Source organism: Streptomyces sp. NPDC012769, assembly GCF_042901205.1.
GTDB lineage: Bacteria > Actinomycetota > Actinomycetes > Streptomycetales > Streptomycetaceae > Streptomyces.
In genome coordinates this window covers 921675-939824 of sequence record NZ_JBIBCP010000003.1, presented here as the reverse complement: position 1 = coordinate 939824, position 18150 = coordinate 921675, and the positions used below count along the sequence as shown (strand labels likewise).

Here is an 18150-nt window from a genome sequence, read left to right as displayed (position 1 = left end):
CTTCGTGAGACCCGAATCGACAGTTATGACCGGGGTGCCCGTGATTGCCTCGCTCGCCGCCAGCCAGTTGGACCAGTCGAAAGCCCAGTCCAGTACTGCTTGGGGGTCTTTCTCCCAAACCCTCACGGAAGTCGCACCTCCAGTACGCGCTCATCGTTCTGTACGTCGAGGACTCGCGATTCGAGCCAGATTTCCAGCTCTCTTTCCTCATCCACAGGGAGCGTCCGCTTCTCGGCGAAGATGACGTAATTCCGGTCTTCGCTCATATGAAGTAGGTCCTATGCCTCGGAGTTGGCCCGATGTTTGAGATCGCCGGGGCATGCGCGGAAGCTGAGGCCGCGGCACTTCCCGCGGGCGCCAAGGTCCGGCTCCCCTCGGCGGCTGCATCACCCGAAACCACCGGGGCGCTTACGTGGCCGGCTGCGGCCCTGGCGCTGACGGTGGCCCCGTACGCCGTAGCCGACGCACCCACCGCCTCGGCGGCAGCCCGGAGCACGGCCAGGGCGTCCTGGACGGTCGCCGTGGCGAGGACCACGCCCGCACTCGACGTGATCGCGATCATCGGGGCGTATGCCGTCGCGGACGCCGTCGAACCGGCCGCCGGCGCATTCGTGCGTGGGGCCGACGAAACCGTGGCGTCGAAGGCGGTGACAGAGGGCGAGGGGGCCGCTGTACCGGTCGTGATGACCGTGGTGGGCCCGTACGCCGTCGTCGACACCGCCGCATGGCCGGCCGGCGCCGTCCCGGAAGCGGTCGTGCTCACGGTGGCGCTGTTGGCCGTCGCCGAAGCCGTCGCAGCTCCGCCAGCTGCCGCCAGGGCCGCCGTCGGCGTCCCCGTCGCCACCGTGACGGTAGAAAGCGCCGGAGTAGCGGCCCCAGCCGCCATAGCTGCGTTCGAGGACGCCGAAACGACCGCGGTGCCGGCGGAGGCCTGGACGATGCCCGTCGTAGTGGCGTTGTTCGCCGAGGCTGAGGCCGAAATAGCCCCAGAAGTGACCGTGAGGCGACTCTGGGGAGGATTTGCGCCGGCCGTAACCGCCGCATGGCCGGCTGGAGCATTCGTCGTGCCCGTAGAGCCCACCGTGGCGCCATTTACTACTACATCTACTACTGAAGTACCAGCAGGGGCCGAGATAGTAGATGACGGGGCGTTAGTCGCCGCGGTGACGGCCGCATGGCCCGCCGGTGCGCTCGTCGAAGCGGCCGTCGACACGGTGGCGGCGTTGGCCATCGCGGACGCGTTCGCCGGGGAAGAAGAGGCGCCCAGTGCGGCCGAACCGGTGTGGGCGCTTGTGCTGATGACCGCCGTACCGGCCGAGGCGCGGGTGGCGGAGGTGACCGTCGCGTTGTGGGCGGTCACCGCCGCCGACCCAGCTCCTGGGAAGCTGGAGAGCGCAGCGGTTGGGGAGCTGGCGACGCCAGAGGCCGCGACGTGCTCGGCCAGGCCGAGGGTGTCGTCGAGGTCGACGGCCGGAGCACTCGCCGCGACGGCGGCGGAAGCTGAACCAGCCCGGGCGGACACACTCGCCACGGGCTGGTGAGCGGCAGCAGTGATACCGACGTGCTCCGCGAGCCCCAACGTGTCGTCCGCATCGGCGGAAGGGGCATTCGCGGTAGCTGTCGCATTGACGCTGCCGGACTGAGCCGCCAGCGCCGGAGTCGGGGCGCTGACGGAGACAGAAGTAGACACATGGCCGGCCAGCGCCGCGATCCCCGTGCGGATCGTCGCGTTGTTCGCCGTGACCGAGCTAGAAGTCGTACCAGCGCCGACCGTGATCACCGGCACCGGCGCGTTCGCCGTCGCCGACACCGCGATAGGCGGCTCGACGATGCCAAGGGTGTCGTCGAGGTCGACCGTCGGGGCGTTCGCGGTGACCGGGGCCGACACTGCGCCCGAAGCGACACCGAGGCCGGCGCGGGGGCTGTTCGCCGTCACGGGGGCGGAGGCCGTCCCGGCGCTGGGCTTGACGGCGACCGTGGCGGCGTTCGCCGTCGCCGTCACCGAGGCGTGTCCGGCGTCGGCGCTCGTGCCGCCGGCACCTGCGGGACGGAGGGTGATGAGGATGAGACGCCAGTCGCTGTTCTGGGAGCTGGTGGCGTTCCAGGTCTGCGAGCCGTCGGCGGTGACGATCTTGTACTGCTGTACGGCGCAGACGTTCGAAGTACTGCTACTGCCCGAGGTGCCCCAGATGCGTGCCGTGGACCAAGAGCCGTTGGTGGTGTCCGAATCTCCGGTGAAACTGCCGGTGCGGGCACCTTCGACGCCCAGCATGCCGAGGACCAGGTCGCCGTTCAGCGGGGCAGTGTGCGTCGCCGAAGGGGAATCGCTGTTGCTCAGGAGACCGTTGGCTACCTGATAGGTGCCGCGCTCAGTCGAGGAGCCACCCGTGAAGCGGAAAACGCTGAAACCCTTCGCCGCCGCCGAGGAGGAGGGGGCGAAGGTCACCGTGGCCGCAGACAGCGCCGTCGTCACGGTGCAGTAGAAGATCGCCGAGGAGACGGCAGTGCCAGCGGCTGACTGGGACTGGTTGGTCGCGATCCGAGTCCAGGTGTTCCCGGCCGCGTCTGAGATGGCGGTGGTGCCGATCGAATCAGCAGACAGCAGGTTGTCGGCCACGCACACGGCGATCAAATTGTCGCCGACACTAGCGCTGACAGTGGCTACGTCGTTCGCGCCCGCATTCTTACCAGAGGTGGAGTCCGTGACCGATACGAAGCTCCAGGCCACGCCCCCACCCCCCTTAGCCGATTACCGCCGGCCTCACCGTGATCTTCGAGCTGGGAGAGTTCGTCGTGGCCGAAACGGCTACGTGAGGGGCCTCGGAACTGGGATCCAGCTCCCTCATGCGGAAGACGATCGAGGCGCCCGACACGGACGCCACCGAAGTAGCGGTACCGGTAGGCGCCGCGGTCGCCGGCCCCGCCGAACACCGGGCGCGGAAGACCACGCCGCCCAGGTCGTTGCCGGTGGACGTGTAGGGCTCGCCGACCTCGGCACCGTTCGCGAAGGTCGCCCCCGTCGCGCTGAACCCGAAGCCAGACCAGTTCGCCGGGTGGCTCGCGTCCGTGGGGACGCAGTTCGCCATCATCAGCCAGTCCTCGGCCTCGAAGCCCGGGTTCGTGGCCGTGGTCACCGACCACGAGGTACCGGCCGAGGTGTCGGTGTCGTTCGCCGCCGCCACGTCCCAGACGTCAGGCATCTGGTAGATCGTGGAACGCCAGCAGATGATCCACGCCCAGCTCGCGTTGCCGTTGGTGATGCTGACCGTCGGCGCCGAGATCGAGCCCTGCACATCGACGATGCGGTAGAAGACCGCCAGCTTCACGGGGCCGGTATCGGCTCCCTGCGAGCCCGTGCCACCCGAGACCGTCCCGTTGGTAGGGGCAGTCCAGTCGGTGGGCGTGTTGATGGTGGCGGTGTCCGGCTTCGTGCCGACAAACATCACGAGGATGTCCCCGTACTGGTAGCCGGCTGGCAGGTCCGGGGAGACCGACGTGCTACCTGTACCGGTACCGGTAGTCGCCGGGACCGTGCCGGTGGCGACCTGGGTGAGTGCCACGGCTGCCTCCTAGCACTGGTAGGGACCGACCTCGGTCTTCCACACGCCGCCGTCGCCGGCCTGGCCGCCGTTCGGCGCGTAGTTCAACGGCTCCAAGCGGATCCCCGCTCGGGCCTGGTTGCGCTCCCCCGTCCAGAGGTCGATCCACTGCCAGGGCTGACCGTCGAGGACGGTGACCGTGCGGGGCTGACCGCCGCAGGACGTCGCAGAGAAGGCCCGGCGCCCGGTGGCCGGCGGGCTGAAGCCGAGGTTCTTCGGGGGCTCGAACTGTCCGGTGAGGGAGGAGCCGACCGCGTAGCCCGTACCGGTGCCCGTGCAGTAGCCGCAGTTCGGGTCGGAGTAGGTCATGACGTAGCGGCCGGACCTGGGGTCCTTCCAGACGCCAGGTGACTCGATGCCCTTGAGGCCGGCGAGCCCCTTCAGGCCCTCCCCGGCGCCGTTGGCGCCGTTCCAGTCGAGGCGCTCCGAGTTGATGGCCGAGGATCCGGGCGCGGTGCAGAACAGGACCGGGTTCCTCCAGCTGTCGCGGACGATGGAGAAGTCGCCGTTGGCGGCACACTGGGTCATGCGGGGCTTGTTGTAGCTGCCGAACGGCTTGCCCGCGGCGCGGCCACAGGGGCCCTCCGGGCTGTTGCAGCCCATCACGTTGTAGGCGTTGGCGCCGCTGGTGGCGAAAGCGTACGGGCTGTTGAACCACAGGATCGACGCCCCGTCGTTGCGGCCCCAGCCCGTGCGCTGAATCATGCGAGGGTTGAAGCAGCCGTGGCCCTTGCCGCCGCACTCCTGCTTCCAGGTGAGGCCCGACCACGGGTTGACCTCGTCGGGCGAGAAGAGGAGCTTCGGCTGCGTCCAGCTACGCATGTCCGTCGACTTCGAGACGCCGAACCCGCACCAGGGAGTCCCGTGAACTCCCCAGTTGAACCCGCACCCGTACATGGTGCCGTACATGTAGTACGTCTCGCCGACCTTGTTGATGGTCCCGTCATGCAGGTCGACGCCAGTGATGGTGATCGCACTCGGCGACTCGTGCATCGCTGCCGACGGAGATGTTGCGGCGCTGTATCCCAGGAGGGAAAGGCCGGCGATGATGGCCCCCGTGGCCACTCGCTTCTTCAGCGCCATATGCAACTCCCGATATTTAGTTAGACAGTGATCCGGAAGATCCCGTTGGCGTGCCAGACGATCGTGAAGGTGCCCGTGGTCACGGACTGCGCGCCGCCGAAGTAGTGGTACGAGACGCCCTGGTCGGCGACCGTGCCAGCGGTGATGTCGTCGTTGTAGACGAGGCAGCCGAAGGCGTTCGTGATGGTCACCGTGTTGGAGTGGGTGGTGTCGGCCGCATCGAACATCACGACGCCCGAGGACGGAGTCGTGATGGTCTTCGAACCGAGGGCAATGCCGCCGGCCGCCCAATCCGAGGAGCCGTCCGAGTCGGTGACCTCGTTGCCGGAGATCGCCCACTGGCCGGTGTTGTAGCCGGTGGAGCCGACAGCGGCGTCCTTGTCCGGCGTGATGTCGTTGTCGTACAGCGCGGCCTTGATGCCGTTGCTGTCGAGTCCCGTGTAGCCCGTCGCGCTGTCGTTGAGCATCGCGACCGGGAACTCACGGAACATGGCGCTTGCAGACCATGCCATGGTTAATTCACTCCCAGGTTCTGTTCGACGCACGGCGCGAGGACCGCTACGTCATTGCCATCGTCGCGAGTCGTCTCAACTCGCATGATCGGGCGCCGCTCACCGTCGTAGGTGACCTTCTCGTCGCCGATGTAGTCCTCGCGCTCGACGGCCTCGACCTTGCATCGAGTGCCAGCGGGGACAAAGGGGGCCGTCAAGCCCTTCAGCCCCGCGCAGATGTGAAAACGCGTGTGGGGCCGAGACTCATGAGTGACGTCGGTGAGAGTGCAGTTGGGGCACTCCCAACGCTGCTCCGACTTGAGGATGGGAACCTTGCCTATCAGGTTCTTGATGAACTGCATTGCGGGTCCTTACTGGTGGCAGGAGACGGAGACGTGTCCGGCAAGGGCCGCCCTGCCCGTACGGACTGTCGCGTTGTTCGCGGTGACAGACGCGCTGACCGCAGCGCTGACCGACTCGCGCACAGCGACCGTCGCGTTGTTCGCCGTCGCGCTGACCGGGATGAACATCGTCTCGACCTCGCCAACCACCTGGACGCCCAGGGAGGGGAGTTCGACGCTCATGATGGAGAGCGTGAGATCCCGAATTCCTGGGACCCAGCCGTCCTGCGTGATGATGTGCCAGCGCTCTTCGCGGGCGATGTTCAAGACGTTGTCGGCGAATCTGCGCGTCTCGCCGGTGAACGCGACGATCGGGCCCGCCATCACGCTCAGAGAGCCCAAGGGCAGCGTCGTACCGGTTACCGACACATCGATCGGCACCGGAGCGGCCAGGATGCCCACCGTCGCGCCGTTCCAGCCCTCGAAGACGACGTAGGCGTCCGGGATGCGCGGCAGGACAGCGTCCATGGTGCCCGGGTACTCGATCTCGGCCGCGGCCGTCATGTCGGGGATCGACGGGAGGTCGACGTCCACGGAGCCGGTGGTCGCGGCCGGCTTGAGACCCATCGTCAGGGTGATGTTGTGGGTCTCGGTAGCACTGGCCGTGATGGCGAGGCCGGACTTGGTGCCGCTCGTCGAGTAGTCGCTGTTCGCCATGTAGATGGCGCAGTTGTACGAGTAACTGCCCGAAGCGCTGACACTCGTATCAGCGATCTCCGTAACACTCGAAGCCGTGAACGTGATCGCCGCGCTGGACCCCCTCCGGGCCGCACGGAGATAGATCAGGCGCCCGGTCTGGCCGCCGGTGACATCCGGGGTCGACAGAGGCTCGCTCGCGGCGAAGGAAGTCGCCATGGCCGGGTCGATGTCGAGCGGGTCGCTCTCGTCGATGCCGCGCCAGGCGCTCACCTGCCCCAGCATCGGACTGGCCGCCGGCGAGCCCGAGAACTGAAAGCTGTAGTTGGCCGGCTCCGATCCGCCGGCCACCTTCTGGAACACCGTGACCAAGAAGGTCTCGATGCCCTGCTCGCCGATCTTCGTCCAGCCCGAGGGGGTGTCAAACGTCTGGTAGTTCGTCGACAAGACCGCGGTCAGCAGGTCACCCGAGGCCGTGCCCGTCGGTTTGGTGACCGTAAGCGAGGTGGCGCTGGCGTTCGTTGCCGTCTGGGTGTTGACGTGCGAGATGGCCACGCTTCCCCCATTCAGTCAACGGCGCCGAGCCTGGGCTTGATGATCCGCTTCTCCAGCTCGCGCTCCGGAGTGACCACACGCACCCCGAAAAAGCGCGTCTCGGCCGCGACCGACACCACCGGGCCGGCCAGCACGGTCAAAGAGCCCGAGGCCGCCGTCGCAGCCGTCACCGACATCACCGGCAGCACCAGGACGTCGAGGGGGCCCTCAGGCGGGGTCGAAATGCCCGAAGCCGTCATCGTCGGCATGGACGGCATCGTCACGGCCATCGTCGCGTCGTACGAGATCGAGCCCGACGCCGACATCGTCAACTTCGGCAGCGTCGCCGACGCCGTACCGGTAACGGTCACGTCCAGGGGCTCCAGGATGGCGATCCACGTGCCCGCCGACTCCCACACCGCGCCGCGGGTGATGTTCCGGTTGGTGTTGCCGGTGCCGATCGTTCCGCCGGAGTCCCAGATGCCGCCCTGGACGGCCATGGTGTAGCCGCTAGGGCCGTTCGAGGTGTCACCGATGCGGCGCTGGGTCACCTCGTTCGAGCCGATCGTGTAGTTGAGCGTCGAAGACGCGTACGCACCGATCGTGATGCGCCAATTGCCGGTGGTGGTGTTGTTGATGGTGGCCGTGTTGAGCGAGGTGGCGCCGCCGGCCGTGCTCGTGCCCTTCGCGCCGATGAACGTAGTGCCCCGGTAGGTGGCACAGATCGTGACCCGGTTCTCCCTTGCCGCCCCGAGCGAACCCGTCCATGAGGACGGCTCCGACGAGCCAGCGACGCGGTGCATAACCGAAATCTCAAGGTTCGGCGCAGAGAAGATCTCGTTCTGCAACGACCAGCCGGAGGGGCGGTTGATCGCCGTCGTGGAGTTGGGATAAAGGTTCACCAGCACCACGGCGATCATCAGATCACCGGAAACAGTGCCCGTCGGCTTCGTGATCGTGTACGACGTACCGTTCACGTTGCTTTCCCAGGACGAACTACCCACGAAGGAGATAGCCACAACTACCCCCCTCCCGGGTTACGTCGTCGGCATCGTGATCGTGCCCGACGTGATCGTCACGTTGACGCCCGACGTGATCGACGTCGTGTTCAGGTTGATCTGGTTGCCCGACGTACCCACCGAGCCGTCCAGGACCGCCGCACCACCAGACGTCGCCATCCGGAACCAGCCGGCCGTCCCCGTCGCCGCGGCCGCCACCGTCAGCGGCACCCCGCTGAGCGTGATGGTGCCGCCCGACGCCGCACCGAAGCCGGGGCTGCCCAGCGTGAACGTGGCCAGCAGCGTCCCCGACGCCGCCGTGTCCGCCGTCGCCGGCTGGGAGCCCGTGTAGATCTTGATCGTGCCCGCATTCCCGAGAGTCGAGTCGACCTGGTCGGCCAGGGCGTTCGCGAGCGATGCAGAGAGGCGTACAGCCATGTTCGGTCCTTTCCTTAGCGCTCAGTGACGCGAATAGTTATTGAGCGGTCGTCTGTGCGTCCGGCGTTCGTGGTAATGCGGTTCGTGACCTGGTAGACCTGACCGGCCGTGCCTCCGGAAAGCCACACCGTCGCCGTCTTCGTCGTATTCGACTCAGAATTGATCGTGAGGCCCACCGTGACGAAGAAATCCGACGTGGAGATCGTCTCGCCGTCGTCCAGCCATTCGTTCCAGTCCCACACCCAGTCGAGTACGGCGTCCGGGTCCTTTTTATGGTCAGCGACAGCCATTAGGAATTACCCCCCATCGGAACCGTGACAAATGACCGGAAAGCGTGCATATGGATTTGCACGTGCAATTCACGTGAGGAATTCAAGGGATCGAATTCAGCACCACGGTCCACCTCTGGAGCCGGCATGGGGTACCTCCACGGGTCGATGAGGTTCGCCTCCGCACCATTGGCGCCCTGACCTGCACTAATGCAAGATCATCGTCAAACTTTTCACTGCGGGGAGAAAAACGGTCGACGAGGCGGGGTCGACCTGGTCGATTTTTTTTCGTCGTTAACCCACCCCCCTACCCCAACTCGATTCACGAGTGCAAAGTCGGTGGTGTTTTCCGGCGCCAATTCGTCCGGGAATTTGGCGGGGCCCGCGCCGCGCGATTCGGGCCGACCCTCCCGACGCTTCCAAATGCCGGGGCGCCTGGGGTTCGACGGTGGGGCCGGCCGCGGGGCTTGACTTCGAACCCTGTGGCCGGCGAGCACGTTGTTTCATGCGGAACTCGCGGCCGCGAACCTTGGGATTGTTTGCGTTCGTCGCAGTTCCTTGCTGCATTCAACGGGAAAAGGGATCCCTTGAACCCAACCTGTGCAGGCCGCTACGCCGATGCCAATGCACCAACCCACAGGCCACGACGCGGGGCACGGGTCGGGTTGGGTTGGGTGCGAACGCTTTGCGATGAGCACAGATGACGGAAGATCATCGTTGTGTGTGTTCGTGATCAAGAACTGATGACATTCACACGAATCGTTGAATGGATGTGCATTCCTTGTCGCAGTGGTGCATGGGCACTCATGGGGGTTCGTGGGACCCATGCCAGCACGCCATGGGTCCCATACTGGGGTGCCATGGCGGGCGCGTCTGCCCGAATGGGTCCCATGCGGGCATGCCTCGATAGGGCAAGGGAGGACCGTGATCACTGTGCGACTTGCCTAGTGACTCCATTGCGACTTGCGATGTGAACGATCTTTCGAGGTTTTGCTCAACATCGTTTTGCGATTCAATGTTTGTGTTGCATTGATCGCAAACAGAACAGTGGAACCATGACGACATGTTGCATTGGTCATCATGGGTTCATAGTGGTCTGCAAGTCAGGGAATCATTGCGGTATGTGTGCACTCAGTCGACTACAGGTGCATGCGCATAGTCGTGGTAGTGGTACTGCCGTATGCACGGTGGTAGGGGGTGGCCACCGTGGCAGGGGGGTGCGCCACCTGGTGGGGTGGGTGCTACCCATGCGCTGCACAGTGGCAGTGGGAATGTGACGTCACATCAGGTGGCGTGAGGTAGCTGTACTACATCTAGCACTGAGCGTGTGATGGGTAGTCAGCTACACTGCAACACCATTCATGGTGCATTGCTGCATACCAGGTCACCAGATGCGACTTTGCTTGGGTCGGGGCGGATTGTAATCCGTTTTGGCACCCTTCTTTGAGTTGCACCCTCGGTGCGCAGGCGCCACGTTTGCAAGATCCTCGGGGGCGCCACCATGCAAGAGTGGGTGTATGTGATCCAACGTCCAGGCGCGTGGATCATTCCAATGCAACCCCGTGTCAATTAGGCCGCCGCATAGATGACACACGGGCGGTAGCTCTCGCTTACACATTGCATGGAACTTGCGCCATGACCGCCCATCGCGACCCTTCACGATTCCCCCAAAAAATCATGAACTATTCGCCCTATTTGGCTTGCTATTTCGGACATAGCGGGCGCATACTAGAGGTACAAGGAAAACAGAGGGAAGGACCCCGACACACAGGGCGAGTCACCCGAAGGATTCCGGTTCAACTCCACAGTTGAAGCCCCTAATAGTCCCGACGATCGCGAGTCCCGCGTAGTGGCGAATGGCACCAAGTGCCGAGTGGGGAAGCTTCAAAAGCAAGAACCTTACTGACATAGCCTATGGTGCACGTTTCGAACGTGCGCCGTGGAAGTTGCCAGTAAGTGCGATGTTGATACAGCCGTCACCAGGGATTGAAAGTTACCGGGGCTAAGGCATTACGACAAATCACCCGGCGGTACCCAGTCCGAGGATCCCGCGCCTGAAACGATTGCATCGCGCCGAACCATCCCTACACAACCGGAAAGCGTGAGTTCAATGCGCAAGACCATCGTTACCATCGTCGCCGCGTCCGCCGTCTCCCTCTTCGGCGCCAACGTCGCATCGGCTGAGGCCCCCAAGGACATGCCGATTCCGGCATGCAAGAGCGCAACCGACACCACCCAGGAACTCTGCTACTGGGACGCGGGCGAAAAGGGAAAGTCGTTCATTTCCTTCGACTACGGCAAGGGCAAAGTCCCCGTAAAGGGATCGACCGCCGCAGCCTGGGAGGACGCACTCCACGTCGCCGCCGAAATCGACTACAGGAAGCACTCATGACCGTCCACATGACTCGCGGCCAAACGGTCAACCTGACCGCCCTTGCTCGCGAACCGCGTAGGGCCGTAATTGAAGCCCCGAGCGAAGCAATCAAGCGCAACGACCTGGAAGCACTCCGAGTGCTGATCAGGGTCAAAGGAGTGGTTGGGAGGTAATCCCGATCATTCCAGCCCCGGCGGTTTAGCCGTAGCGCGTCATAGCGCACCGGGGCGCCATTCTCAAGCGACGACCAATCCAGGGAGTGACTGAAATGCAGCGCATCCAGGTCCGGAAGTCCACGCGCAAGCCGTCGAGCCCCCGTGACATCGACACCCGCACTCCCAGCGGCAAGCCGCTCCCGTACTGAGGTGAACACCATGAGCGATGAACCCGAGCATGTCGACTATCCGCACTGGCCGGGGACCCTCTATGACTGCCCTGCGTGTGAAGCGCAAATGGCGGAAGAAGAGGAGCTCGAATACGACCAGCGGGAGTACTCGTCATGACCACCATGCTCGACAGGTGGCATGACGCGTATCACGCGGAAGCACCCGACTACGTGAACTGCCCCTACTGCCAGGACGAACTGACGCTCACTGCGCCGACTCTCCCGCTCCCGGAAGTGTCCATCGACATGGAAGCGGAGTGGGGGGATTGGACGGAAGCGACTTTCGACCCCGACTCCAACCCTGTAGACCGACTCGAAGATTTGGAGATTTGAACATGCGAGTTCGCCGAACCGTCATCGCCACCCTGGTCGTTCTTGCGACCCCGTTCGTTGGCGGAAGCGTCGCCCATGCTGTGGATGCCGAGGATGGCACGAAGGTGCGCGCCGGTTTCTACAGCCGGACCGACTACAACCGCAACGGCATCACAGACCAGAAGGAACCCGGATGGGGAAAGCCTGGATGGGAGGAAAAGTTCAAGGCCGTGGGAACAGCAAAGTACCGGGCGATGATCCGGGCCATGGGACTCAATCCCGACTGCTTCCAGATCGGCGACGACTGCAAGAAGAGTTGAGCTTAGCCTCTGGCCCCCTTGCTGCGGCAAGGGGACTGGGGAGATAGCTCAAACACCACCTGCAATACCCGGATGTGAACCGCCATGATCCCCGTATCCCCCAGCGAATCAACCCGTCGACGCTACGTCCGCAACATCGTCAAGACGTACCGGCAGGCTACGGAAGACCAGGTGGTCCGGGGTAAGGCGTGGTACCGCACCGCTCACCAACTGGCCGACATGATGTCCGGCGGCGACGTGAGGGCCGGGGCCGGGGTGATCGCCGCCCTCTCCGCCAACAAGGCGTGGGACATGAACCGCCGACTTGCGCAGGACGCGTTCGCCGGCCGCCTGCACGGCCACGTAGGCGACGCGCTCACCAAAGCCGCAAAGATCATGGCGGGTGCCGACCCGGCCGAAGTGCTCCCCATGGACATCAAGACGGGCAACTTTTACCGCTGCATCCTCGACCCGGAGGACCCGGAAGCTGTCTGCATCGACAGGCACGCCCACGACGTCGCGCTCGGCACCCCGAAGGGGAACGCAGACCGGGGACTGTCCAGCAAGGGGCGGTATGCAGCGCTGTCCCTGGCCTACCGCAATGCGGCCGCGATCCTCGGAGTTCTGCCTAGTCAGGTACAAGCCGTGACGTGGGTCGTCTGGACTGAATCACTGGCCGGTGTGAAGCGTCGGCCGACTCTCGAAAGGTACTCCCACAATGTCTGACGAGAACAAGCCCTATACCGTCGTCATGGACTGGGACTCATCCTATGGGGATGCCGACGCAGTGGCTTTCCAAGTCTGGGCCACCAGCCCGCAGGAAGCCCGACAGAAGGCAGAGGATGTCGCATGGGAGCGATACGGAGAGGATGCCGATTACCTCTACGGCGTACTCACCTTCGACGGACACCCCGTCGTATGTCCCGGTGCGTGACTAACGCGAGCGTCCGCCGATTACTCATCCGGCGGACGTTGGCGCAGCATCACGAACCAATTCCCTAAGAAAGGCGCACGCCATGTCCCGCGAAACCCTGGAATGGCTGAACACCAACACCCTCATCGGCTTCACTGACAAGCGCGGTCACGCGTGGCACCACAGGGCCGGTGCAGACAACCACTACCCCGGTGCCATCCCCGTCCAGGACGTGCACAAGCGGCTGTTCGACTGGACGGCCGACGAGCGTCCCCTGTATATCTCTCCGGGCATGGACGGAAACGTCCGGCTCACCACTGAGGTTCCCGACCGTAAGGCCATCGTCCGCAGTGACACCGGCGATGTGCTCGGCATCTTCCGGGACGGCTACCAGCCTCACCAGTACGGTGAGTGGCTGGTCGACAACGTGGAAACCATCCTGGACGCCGATCTTCAGATCGGATCCGCCGGTCTGCTGAGGGGTGGCGCCGTCGCGTGGGTGTCGGTCGAAATGCCCGACACCCTCGAAACGGTGGAGGGAGTCCGATTCCGACCCTTCCTGCTCGCGTGCACGTCGTTCGACGGCTCGATAGCCACCACGTACAAGGAAGTCGTGACGAACGTCGTCTGCGACAACACCATGACGGCCGCGCTGGGCGAACGGTCGGCCACCGTAAAGGTGCGGCACTCGTCCAAGAGCCTCACCCGGATTCAGTCCGTGCGTGACGCGCTCGGCATCGTCCACAAGGTGAGCGACGACTTCCAGAAGGAAGTGTCCCGACTGTCGGCCGTCAGGGTCACCGACGCCGTGTGGGAACGCATCGTCGCGGACGCCGCACCCATGCCCGATGACCCCCAGAAGCACAAGGCAGCCGCTACCCGCGCTGAGAATAAGCGTGACGCTCTCATGCGACTGTGGCGCCGCGATGAGCGGGTCGCCCCGTGGGCCGGTACCGCTTTCGGTGCCTGGCAGGCATTCAACACGTACGGCCAGCACGAGGGCGGCGTCCGGGGAATGTCCCGGCAAGAGCGAAACATGCTCAATGCCGTCAACGGAACCATCGAAAGTGAAGACGCCGACACGGTCCGGCGGATTCTGGCACTGGCAGCGTAGGGAGTAGTAATGCCCCTGTACACAGTGCAAGCGCAAGCCCCGGAACCGGATATGCCGATTCCCTGGATTTGTCTTCGCATCGAAGCAGAGAGCGAGGAGGGTGCCGAAAGGATCGCGCGTCTCTTCCTGGCCACCTATTCACTCTCGCTGGATTCGCCGTACCGTCTCATGGTCTATCCCGTATATACGGCTGAGGAGGACGACCAGGGAGAGCGTGACTAACGCGAGTGCCCCCGGCAGGCGTCGGGGGCATTGGCGCAGTATCACGACACCCGAGAAAGGCACGAACCATGAATGGCATGACGCTGGAATCGCTCATCCAGGAAGCGGTTAAGAGGGTGGCATCCTTCGAGCTCGCCACCGCTGAATACAGCGAAGGTAGTCATGAGTACGACTCCGTACTCAGCGACTATGAGGCGGACGCCTGGTACTTCGTCCAGCGCGTAGCGGAACTCCGCCGCGCAAGCCAGGAAGGTGACGAGTGATGCTCAATTTCGAAGCGGGACTGTACTCCGGTCTCAGCACCCCTCAGGGTTCGCTGCACTTCCCGGATGTGCTCGACTGGGATGCGGCACGCCAGTTCATCTATGACACACCCGAGAATGAGATCTTTCTCGGCGTCGACGGCGACGGAGACCCGATCCGGGTCAATCTCGACGACGATTCCCCGCACATCCTGATCAACGCAGGGAGCGGGGGTGGCAAGTCGACCCTGGCCCGTGGCATCGCCACCCAGGTACTCACGGCTGGCGCCAACGCCGTCTTCCTGGACGCCAAGCGCCACTCCCACCGTTGGGCGAAGAACCTTCCCGGTGTCCACTACGCCCAGGCTTTCGCTGAAATCGGGGATGCCCTGGTGTCGGTCGGCATGGAGCTGCACCGGCGCAACGAGGTGATCGACGCGTTCCCGGGGCCGATCGAAGAAGCCCCGGTGGGTCCGCGCATCGTGCTCATCTTCGAAGAGATGAACGCGACGATGGACGCACTCAAGTCCATGTCGAAGAAGCTGCCCGAGGGTGAGTACGACGCCATGGACGCGCTCGCCGACATCATGTTCATGGGCCGCGCTGCGAAGATCCACGTGGTGGCAATCGCGCAGTTCGCCTCGGCCGAAGCGATGGGCGGGTCGGCGATCCGGGAAAACTTCGGCTACCGCATCCTGGCCCGGTACACGAAGCAGGCGTGGACGATGCTGGCGTACGACTGTGGCGTGCCGCAGCCGGCCCCCAAGCAGAAGGGCCGGGGGCGCATCTGTCATGCCGGTGTAGCGCGCGAGACGCAGTTTCTGTACCTCACCGAGGAGCAGGCGGCGTGGCTCGTCCGGGCCGCGCACGAGTACCGGCAGCGCACGGGTCAGGTGCGCGCGTACACCCAGCAGGAGCTTCAGTACCAGGCGCGCCACGCGCAGGCCGCTCTGGCTCGGGCGCGGGGCCAGCAGTGAGCCCCGGACACACGAAAGCCCCGGCACCGTGACAGGTGTCGGGGCTTTTTTTCGCGTCACCACACTGGTCGGAGACACAGCTCCGCCACGAATTCATGATGCACCTTTTGTCCACCATGTGTCAATAGTCTGTTTCATGATTTTTTAGGGCCCCGTACGGGCGGCGGGGTGGCACCGAGCGGCGGCAGCTCCAGGATGTCCCACATCGCCCGGCGCCCGCGCCCCGCCCGCTGGTAGTTCCACGACAACCGGCCCTCACGTCGCCACCGGTACAGCGTCTGCCGATCGCGGCCGGTGTAGACCATGGCGGCCTCGGTGTCGACCAGGCGGTGGCGGACGTCGGCGCCACGGTCCGTTTGCAGGGCCCGGACGTGCGCGAGCAGAGCGGGCGTCTCGTGAAACCAGTCGGAGAACTCATTCAGCCTGGCGTCGGCGAACTGGGCGTGCCGCTCCCGGATGTCCCCCACCTCGATAGCGAGGAACTCGCCGCCGGGTACCTCCTCGGCGTACTCGTCGGCGATGCGGATGCGACAGCAGAACCGGTAGTAGCTGATCTTGTTCACTCACAGTCCTTGCAGCGGGACTCCGGGATCTCACACCCCAGATGGACGCGGAAGGACTGCGTGGTCGAGGGCTCGAAGTCGAAGTTGGTGCGACAGTCCCCCTTGCTCGTGACCGCGTCGTGGAGCATGCCGAGCTCATCCAAGAGCTCGACGGCATCCCGCAGCATCTGTGCTTCGGCAGGCAGCATCACTCCGGATTCACCCCGGGCGATGATGTTCATGAGCGTGGCTTTATTCTGCATTTCGCTTACTCCCCTCGTACAGGGCGACCCACTCCGACATCGGGTACGTCTCGCCGCACGGGGCGTCGGCCGGAGTGCCGACACAGCGCACGTCAGAGCTGTTGTCCCAGGCGACAGCGAGGCCCCCGCCGCAGTTGCCGCACACGGTGTCGCCGAACTGGGCGTCGGACACGGTGACGCGCAGGGCGGCCTTGGCCTGCCGCACCCACTTGTCGGTGGCCTTGACGATGTCGCGGGCGAGGTCGGGGCGCGCTTCGGCGAACTGGGTCACCTGGTAGTGGAGGCCGGCGAAGACGGCGATGATCGACACGGCGAGCCAGGTGCGGTCGCGGTCGGCCTCCTCGAAGATCCTGTCGAGGAGCATGTACGCCTCGCAGGTGATCTCGTCCAGGGTGAGGAACCCGGTCATGTCGCCGGGTGGCCGGCCGGCGGTCTTGACGCGTGGCGCGCCCCGTTCTGCTTGCGGGTTGCGGTCGGTGTCCTTGTTCTGCTGGTACAGGCGTAGCTGGGCGAGGAGACCGTCCCGCTGTACTTGTCGCGTTCGTTTCTCGTTTTTCGTGGGGCATCCGCATTGCGAGCGAGTACACCCGCTCACGTGGTACGGGACAGGGACGACGTAATCAACCCGGTCTTTCCATCCCGTCGCCAATAGCTTGCAGTTCTCTTCGAGACGCCGAAGAAGCACTTCAATCTCAGTCGTTACCACTTGCCCTCTTCTTCAGTTCCTCTGCCCGCCATGAGGCGATGGTCAGCGTCTCGGCTGTTTTGCGCGCGTGTTCCCCTTCGAGGGTCAGAACGTAGATGGGATCCATCGTTGACGCGCGGAGGATGGAAAACTCCACAGTTCCATCTTCCTGCTCCTGTATGAGGAGTCGGACGTTCTCGTTACTCACTCGCACTCCTCATGCGCTGCGTACTTCCATTCGGCGCCGAGCTGAATACCCCAGTACATTTCGCCGTCCCGGATGTACTCCGAGCACACGTCGCACCTGGGCGTCGATTCAGAAAGGCGGCGGTTCGCACGTCCGACACGAGACGGGCGGGGTAGCTCCTCCACGTACAGGCCGGATGCGTGGACAGGTTCTCGGTGGCTCCCACCCCTGTGCGCGCCACGCGTCACAGGGGCTTGGGGAGGGCCCTGCTCCACCTCCCGGAAGGTGACCATGTTCTGCGCCCGGCCGCCGCAGCCGTGCTCGACGAGGACCCTCCGGCGGCCCTCAGCGCCCGCCTGAGCGCCTTCGGGGTCGAAGAGCGGTGCCGGAGACCCGAGACGCCGCGTGAGGAGCTTGTGGGGCCGGCCAGCCTGCTCCAGGAGGTCGAAGGAGCGTCGGCCGGCGATGACGGCGGCGATGTACGCGTCGCGGTCGGCGGCGGCGACATCGGCCGCCGACTTGACCCCGGAGCTCATGGCCAGGAAGACGTACTGCTCGCATCGGTTGCACTGGCCCAATCGAATGGGCGTGTCGACCAGGTGGGCGTTGGCGCTCACACGTCGCCCAGTCGGTTGGTGGTGGCGCGCCGTATGGCTTCCCGGAGCACGTCGGGCTGCGGGGCCCCGTCGTCGTGGATGAGCGCCGGGTGCTCTTCGACGGTGACGCCGATCCAGGCGCCTCGGTCGTCCAGGTTGGTGAGGGCGACGCAGGGGACGGTGCCGTCGTCCGTGTCGATGACGCCGAGGCTGAAGCCGTGCCCGTCCAGTGCTTGCTGGATACCCGCTGCTGTGGTGATGAGGTTGGTGATGACGTCGACGTCGTCGATGACGTGTTTCACAGGGTCACCACCGCGTCGGCCTCGGTGTCGTCGGCGGGGGCAGCTTCGATGATCTTCCATGCGGACACGGCGCTCGGGCGGACCTTCCATCCGTCGATTACGAAGGGGCGGTCCTGTCGGTCGTGCCGGTATCCGCTCACGACGCCGGTGATCTCACGTCCCTCGACCAGGATGGTGGTGAGGACGCCATTGCCGAAGCGGGGAAAAGTGTCATAGAACATAGGTCACTCCCTGTGAAGTTGTGGTTGCGCTGTCCAGTAGCCGCAAAGGGCTGCACCGACTGTCAAA

General features: G+C 64.6%; 27 protein-coding genes. 11 read left to right on the top strand and 16 right to left on the bottom strand.

Annotated elements, in window-relative coordinates:
• Positions 1 to 299: 299 nt before the first annotated feature.
• Both ACFY7C_RS19595 and ACFY7C_RS19590 read left to right on the top strand, forming a co-directional pair.
• Positions 300 to 1541 carry a hypothetical protein gene (locus ACFY7C_RS19595; protein WP_389651791.1) on the top strand — a complete coding sequence of 414 codons (1242 nt, stop codon included), beginning with the start codon at positions 300 to 302 and terminating at the stop codon, positions 1539 to 1541.
• Between the two features lie 174 nt (positions 1542 to 1715).
• Positions 1716 to 2357, top strand: a complete 642-nt coding sequence (locus ACFY7C_RS19590) for a hypothetical protein (protein ID WP_389651788.1) — start codon at positions 1716 to 1718, stop codon at positions 2355 to 2357.
• A gap of 384 nt (positions 2358 to 2741) precedes the next feature.
• Here ACFY7C_RS19590 and ACFY7C_RS19585 read toward each other — a convergent pair whose 3' ends face one another.
• The 9 genes from ACFY7C_RS19585 to ACFY7C_RS19545 all read right to left on the bottom strand — a co-directional run bounded on the left by ACFY7C_RS19585 (position 2742) and on the right by ACFY7C_RS19545 (position 10067).
• Positions 2742 to 3560: a hypothetical protein gene (locus ACFY7C_RS19585; RefSeq protein ID WP_389651784.1), complete on the bottom strand. Its 819-nt coding sequence runs from the start codon at positions 3558 to 3560 to the stop codon at positions 2742 to 2744.
• Positions 3561 to 3569: 9 nt separating this feature from the next.
• Complete coding sequence (locus ACFY7C_RS19580) at positions 3570 to 4592, bottom strand: hypothetical protein (protein ID WP_389651781.1); 1023 nt, start codon at positions 4590 to 4592, stop codon at positions 3570 to 3572.
• 110 nt (positions 4593 to 4702) lie between these two features.
• Entirely contained in the window at positions 4703 to 5194 is a 492-nt protein-coding gene (locus ACFY7C_RS19575; RefSeq protein WP_389651778.1) for a hypothetical protein, read from the bottom strand.
• A gap of 2 nt (positions 5195 to 5196) precedes the next feature.
• Positions 5197 to 5535, bottom strand: a complete 339-nt coding sequence (locus ACFY7C_RS19570) for a hypothetical protein (RefSeq protein WP_389651775.1) — start codon at positions 5533 to 5535, stop codon at positions 5197 to 5199.
• A gap of 9 nt (positions 5536 to 5544) precedes the next feature.
• Positions 5545 to 6765, bottom strand: a complete 1221-nt coding sequence (locus ACFY7C_RS19565; RefSeq protein ID WP_389651772.1) for a hypothetical protein — start codon at positions 6763 to 6765, stop codon at positions 5545 to 5547.
• An 11-nt stretch (positions 6766 to 6776) separates the two neighbouring features.
• Entirely contained in the window at positions 6777 to 7763 is a 987-nt protein-coding gene (locus ACFY7C_RS19560) for a hypothetical protein (protein WP_389651769.1), read from the bottom strand.
• Positions 7764 to 7781: 18 nt separating this feature from the next.
• Positions 7782 to 8180, bottom strand: a complete 399-nt coding sequence (locus tag ACFY7C_RS19555; protein ID WP_389651766.1) for a hypothetical protein — start codon at positions 8178 to 8180, stop codon at positions 7782 to 7784.
• Between the two features lie 14 nt (positions 8181 to 8194).
• Positions 8195 to 8470: a hypothetical protein gene (locus tag ACFY7C_RS19550; protein WP_389651763.1), complete on the bottom strand. Its 276-nt coding sequence runs from the start codon at positions 8468 to 8470 to the stop codon at positions 8195 to 8197.
• Positions 8471 to 9833: 1363 nt separating this feature from the next.
• Complete coding sequence (locus ACFY7C_RS19545) at positions 9834 to 10067, bottom strand: HNH endonuclease (protein WP_389651760.1); 234 nt, start codon at positions 10065 to 10067, stop codon at positions 9834 to 9836.
• Positions 10068 to 10559: 492 nt separating this feature from the next.
• On the opposite strand from ACFY7C_RS19545, the gene ACFY7C_RS19540 reads away from it, so the two are divergent.
• From ACFY7C_RS19540 to ACFY7C_RS19500, 9 genes are all read left to right on the top strand, one after another.
• Positions 10560 to 10841: a hypothetical protein gene (locus tag ACFY7C_RS19540; protein WP_389651757.1), complete on the top strand. Its 282-nt coding sequence runs from the start codon at positions 10560 to 10562 to the stop codon at positions 10839 to 10841.
• Between the two features lie 356 nt (positions 10842 to 11197).
• Positions 11198 to 11326 (top strand): hypothetical protein, encoded by a 129-nt coding sequence (locus ACFY7C_RS19535; RefSeq protein WP_389651754.1) that lies wholly within the window; start codon positions 11198 to 11200, stop codon positions 11324 to 11326.
• Entirely contained in the window at positions 11323 to 11541 is a 219-nt protein-coding gene (locus tag ACFY7C_RS19530) for a hypothetical protein (protein WP_389651751.1), read from the top strand. The genes ACFY7C_RS19535 and ACFY7C_RS19530 overlap by 4 nt, the downstream gene beginning before the upstream one ends.
• A gap of 2 nt (positions 11542 to 11543) precedes the next feature.
• Positions 11544 to 11840 (top strand): hypothetical protein, encoded by a 297-nt coding sequence (locus ACFY7C_RS19525; protein WP_389651748.1) that lies wholly within the window; start codon positions 11544 to 11546, stop codon positions 11838 to 11840.
• 84 nt (positions 11841 to 11924) lie between these two features.
• A complete protein-coding gene (locus ACFY7C_RS19520) occupies positions 11925 to 12545 on the top strand; it encodes a hypothetical protein (RefSeq protein ID WP_389651745.1) in 621 nt (206 codons plus the stop codon).
• Positions 12538 to 12753: a hypothetical protein gene (locus tag ACFY7C_RS19515; RefSeq protein WP_389651742.1), complete on the top strand. Its 216-nt coding sequence runs from the start codon at positions 12538 to 12540 to the stop codon at positions 12751 to 12753. The genes ACFY7C_RS19520 and ACFY7C_RS19515 overlap by 8 nt, the downstream gene beginning before the upstream one ends.
• 82 nt (positions 12754 to 12835) lie before the next feature.
• Positions 12836 to 13846, top strand: a complete 1011-nt coding sequence (locus ACFY7C_RS19510; RefSeq protein ID WP_389651739.1) for a DUF932 domain-containing protein — start codon at positions 12836 to 12838, stop codon at positions 13844 to 13846.
• 299 nt (positions 13847 to 14145) lie between these two features.
• On the top strand, positions 14146 to 14331 hold the full coding sequence (locus ACFY7C_RS19505; RefSeq protein WP_389651736.1) for a hypothetical protein: 186 nt from the start codon (positions 14146 to 14148) through the stop codon (positions 14329 to 14331).
• Positions 14331 to 15287 (top strand): hypothetical protein, encoded by a 957-nt coding sequence (locus ACFY7C_RS19500; RefSeq protein ID WP_389651733.1) that lies wholly within the window; start codon positions 14331 to 14333, stop codon positions 15285 to 15287. The genes ACFY7C_RS19505 and ACFY7C_RS19500 overlap by 1 nt, the downstream gene beginning before the upstream one ends.
• A 134-nt stretch (positions 15288 to 15421) precedes the next feature.
• On the opposite strand, the gene ACFY7C_RS19495 is transcribed toward ACFY7C_RS19500, so the two are convergent.
• From ACFY7C_RS19495 to ACFY7C_RS19465, 7 genes are all read right to left on the bottom strand, one after another.
• Complete coding sequence (locus ACFY7C_RS19495; protein ID WP_389651730.1) at positions 15422 to 15850, bottom strand: hypothetical protein; 429 nt, start codon at positions 15848 to 15850, stop codon at positions 15422 to 15424.
• Complete coding sequence (locus ACFY7C_RS19490; RefSeq protein WP_389651727.1) at positions 15847 to 16071, bottom strand: hypothetical protein; 225 nt, start codon at positions 16069 to 16071, stop codon at positions 15847 to 15849. Before ACFY7C_RS19490 ends, ACFY7C_RS19495 begins: the two co-directional genes overlap by 4 nt.
• A gap of 10 nt (positions 16072 to 16081) precedes the next feature.
• Positions 16082 to 16501 carry a hypothetical protein gene (locus ACFY7C_RS19485; protein ID WP_389651724.1) on the bottom strand — a complete coding sequence of 140 codons (420 nt, stop codon included), beginning with the start codon at positions 16499 to 16501 and terminating at the stop codon, positions 16082 to 16084.
• A 283-nt stretch (positions 16502 to 16784) separates the two neighbouring features.
• The gene (locus ACFY7C_RS19480; RefSeq protein ID WP_389651721.1) at positions 16785 to 16985 is read right to left on the bottom strand and encodes a hypothetical protein; all 201 of its coding nucleotides are present in this window, start codon (positions 16983 to 16985) and stop codon (positions 16785 to 16787) included.
• Positions 16982 to 17581: a hypothetical protein gene (locus ACFY7C_RS19475; protein ID WP_389651718.1), complete on the bottom strand. Its 600-nt coding sequence runs from the start codon at positions 17579 to 17581 to the stop codon at positions 16982 to 16984. The genes ACFY7C_RS19480 and ACFY7C_RS19475 overlap by 4 nt, the downstream gene beginning before the upstream one ends.
• On the bottom strand, positions 17578 to 17862 hold the full coding sequence (locus tag ACFY7C_RS19470) for a hypothetical protein (RefSeq protein WP_389651715.1): 285 nt from the start codon (positions 17860 to 17862) through the stop codon (positions 17578 to 17580). Before ACFY7C_RS19470 ends, ACFY7C_RS19475 begins: the two co-directional genes overlap by 4 nt.
• Complete coding sequence (locus ACFY7C_RS19465) at positions 17859 to 18083, bottom strand: hypothetical protein (protein ID WP_389651712.1); 225 nt, start codon at positions 18081 to 18083, stop codon at positions 17859 to 17861. Before ACFY7C_RS19465 ends, ACFY7C_RS19470 begins: the two co-directional genes overlap by 4 nt.
• Positions 18084 to 18150 lie beyond the last annotated feature (67 nt).

What these genes read in the sequence shown, in the direction of transcription:
- ACFY7C_RS19525 (WP_389651748.1), top strand. Translation starts at nt 11,544, where the DNA reads ATGCGAGTTCGCCGAACCGTCATCGCCACCCTGGTCGTTCTTGCGACC.
- ACFY7C_RS19515 (WP_389651742.1), top strand. Translation starts at nt 12,538, where the DNA reads ATGTCTGACGAGAACAAGCCCTATACCGTCGTCATGGACTGGGACTCA.
- ACFY7C_RS19545 (WP_389651760.1), bottom strand. Translation starts at nt 10,067, where the DNA reads ATGTGTAAGCGAGAGCTACCGCCCGTGTGTCATCTATGCGGCGGCCTA.
- ACFY7C_RS19570 (WP_389651775.1), bottom strand. Translation starts at nt 5,535, where the DNA reads ATGCAGTTCATCAAGAACCTGATAGGCAAGGTTCCCATCCTCAAGTCG.
- ACFY7C_RS19535 (WP_389651754.1), top strand. Translation starts at nt 11,198, where the DNA reads ATGAGCGATGAACCCGAGCATGTCGACTATCCGCACTGGCCGGGGACC.
- ACFY7C_RS19530 (WP_389651751.1), top strand. Translation starts at nt 11,323, where the DNA reads ATGACCACCATGCTCGACAGGTGGCATGACGCGTATCACGCGGAAGCA.
- ACFY7C_RS19555 (WP_389651766.1), bottom strand. Translation starts at nt 8,180, where the DNA reads ATGGCTGTACGCCTCTCTGCATCGCTCGCGAACGCCCTGGCCGACCAG.
- ACFY7C_RS19595 (WP_389651791.1), top strand. Translation starts at nt 300, where the DNA reads ATGTTTGAGATCGCCGGGGCATGCGCGGAAGCTGAGGCCGCGGCACTT.
- ACFY7C_RS19520 (WP_389651745.1), top strand. Translation starts at nt 11,925, where the DNA reads ATGATCCCCGTATCCCCCAGCGAATCAACCCGTCGACGCTACGTCCGC.
- ACFY7C_RS19490 (WP_389651727.1), bottom strand. Translation starts at nt 16,071, where the DNA reads ATGAACATCATCGCCCGGGGTGAATCCGGAGTGATGCTGCCTGCCGAA.
- ACFY7C_RS19575 (WP_389651778.1), bottom strand. Translation starts at nt 5,194, where the DNA reads ATGGCATGGTCTGCAAGCGCCATGTTCCGTGAGTTCCCGGTCGCGATG.
- ACFY7C_RS19485 (WP_389651724.1), bottom strand. Translation starts at nt 16,501, where the DNA reads ATGACCGGGTTCCTCACCCTGGACGAGATCACCTGCGAGGCGTACATG.
- ACFY7C_RS19465 (WP_389651712.1), bottom strand. Translation starts at nt 18,083, where the DNA reads ATGTTCTATGACACTTTTCCCCGCTTCGGCAATGGCGTCCTCACCACC.
- ACFY7C_RS19550 (WP_389651763.1), bottom strand. Translation starts at nt 8,470, where the DNA reads ATGGCTGTCGCTGACCATAAAAAGGACCCGGACGCCGTACTCGACTGG.
- ACFY7C_RS19540 (WP_389651757.1), top strand. Translation starts at nt 10,560, where the DNA reads ATGCGCAAGACCATCGTTACCATCGTCGCCGCGTCCGCCGTCTCCCTC.
- ACFY7C_RS19580 (WP_389651781.1), bottom strand. Translation starts at nt 4,592, where the DNA reads ATGCACGAGTCGCCGAGTGCGATCACCATCACTGGCGTCGACCTGCAT.
- ACFY7C_RS19510 (WP_389651739.1), top strand. Translation starts at nt 12,836, where the DNA reads ATGTCCCGCGAAACCCTGGAATGGCTGAACACCAACACCCTCATCGGC.
- ACFY7C_RS19505 (WP_389651736.1), top strand. Translation starts at nt 14,146, where the DNA reads ATGACGCTGGAATCGCTCATCCAGGAAGCGGTTAAGAGGGTGGCATCC.
- ACFY7C_RS19500 (WP_389651733.1), top strand. Translation starts at nt 14,331, where the DNA reads ATGCTCAATTTCGAAGCGGGACTGTACTCCGGTCTCAGCACCCCTCAG.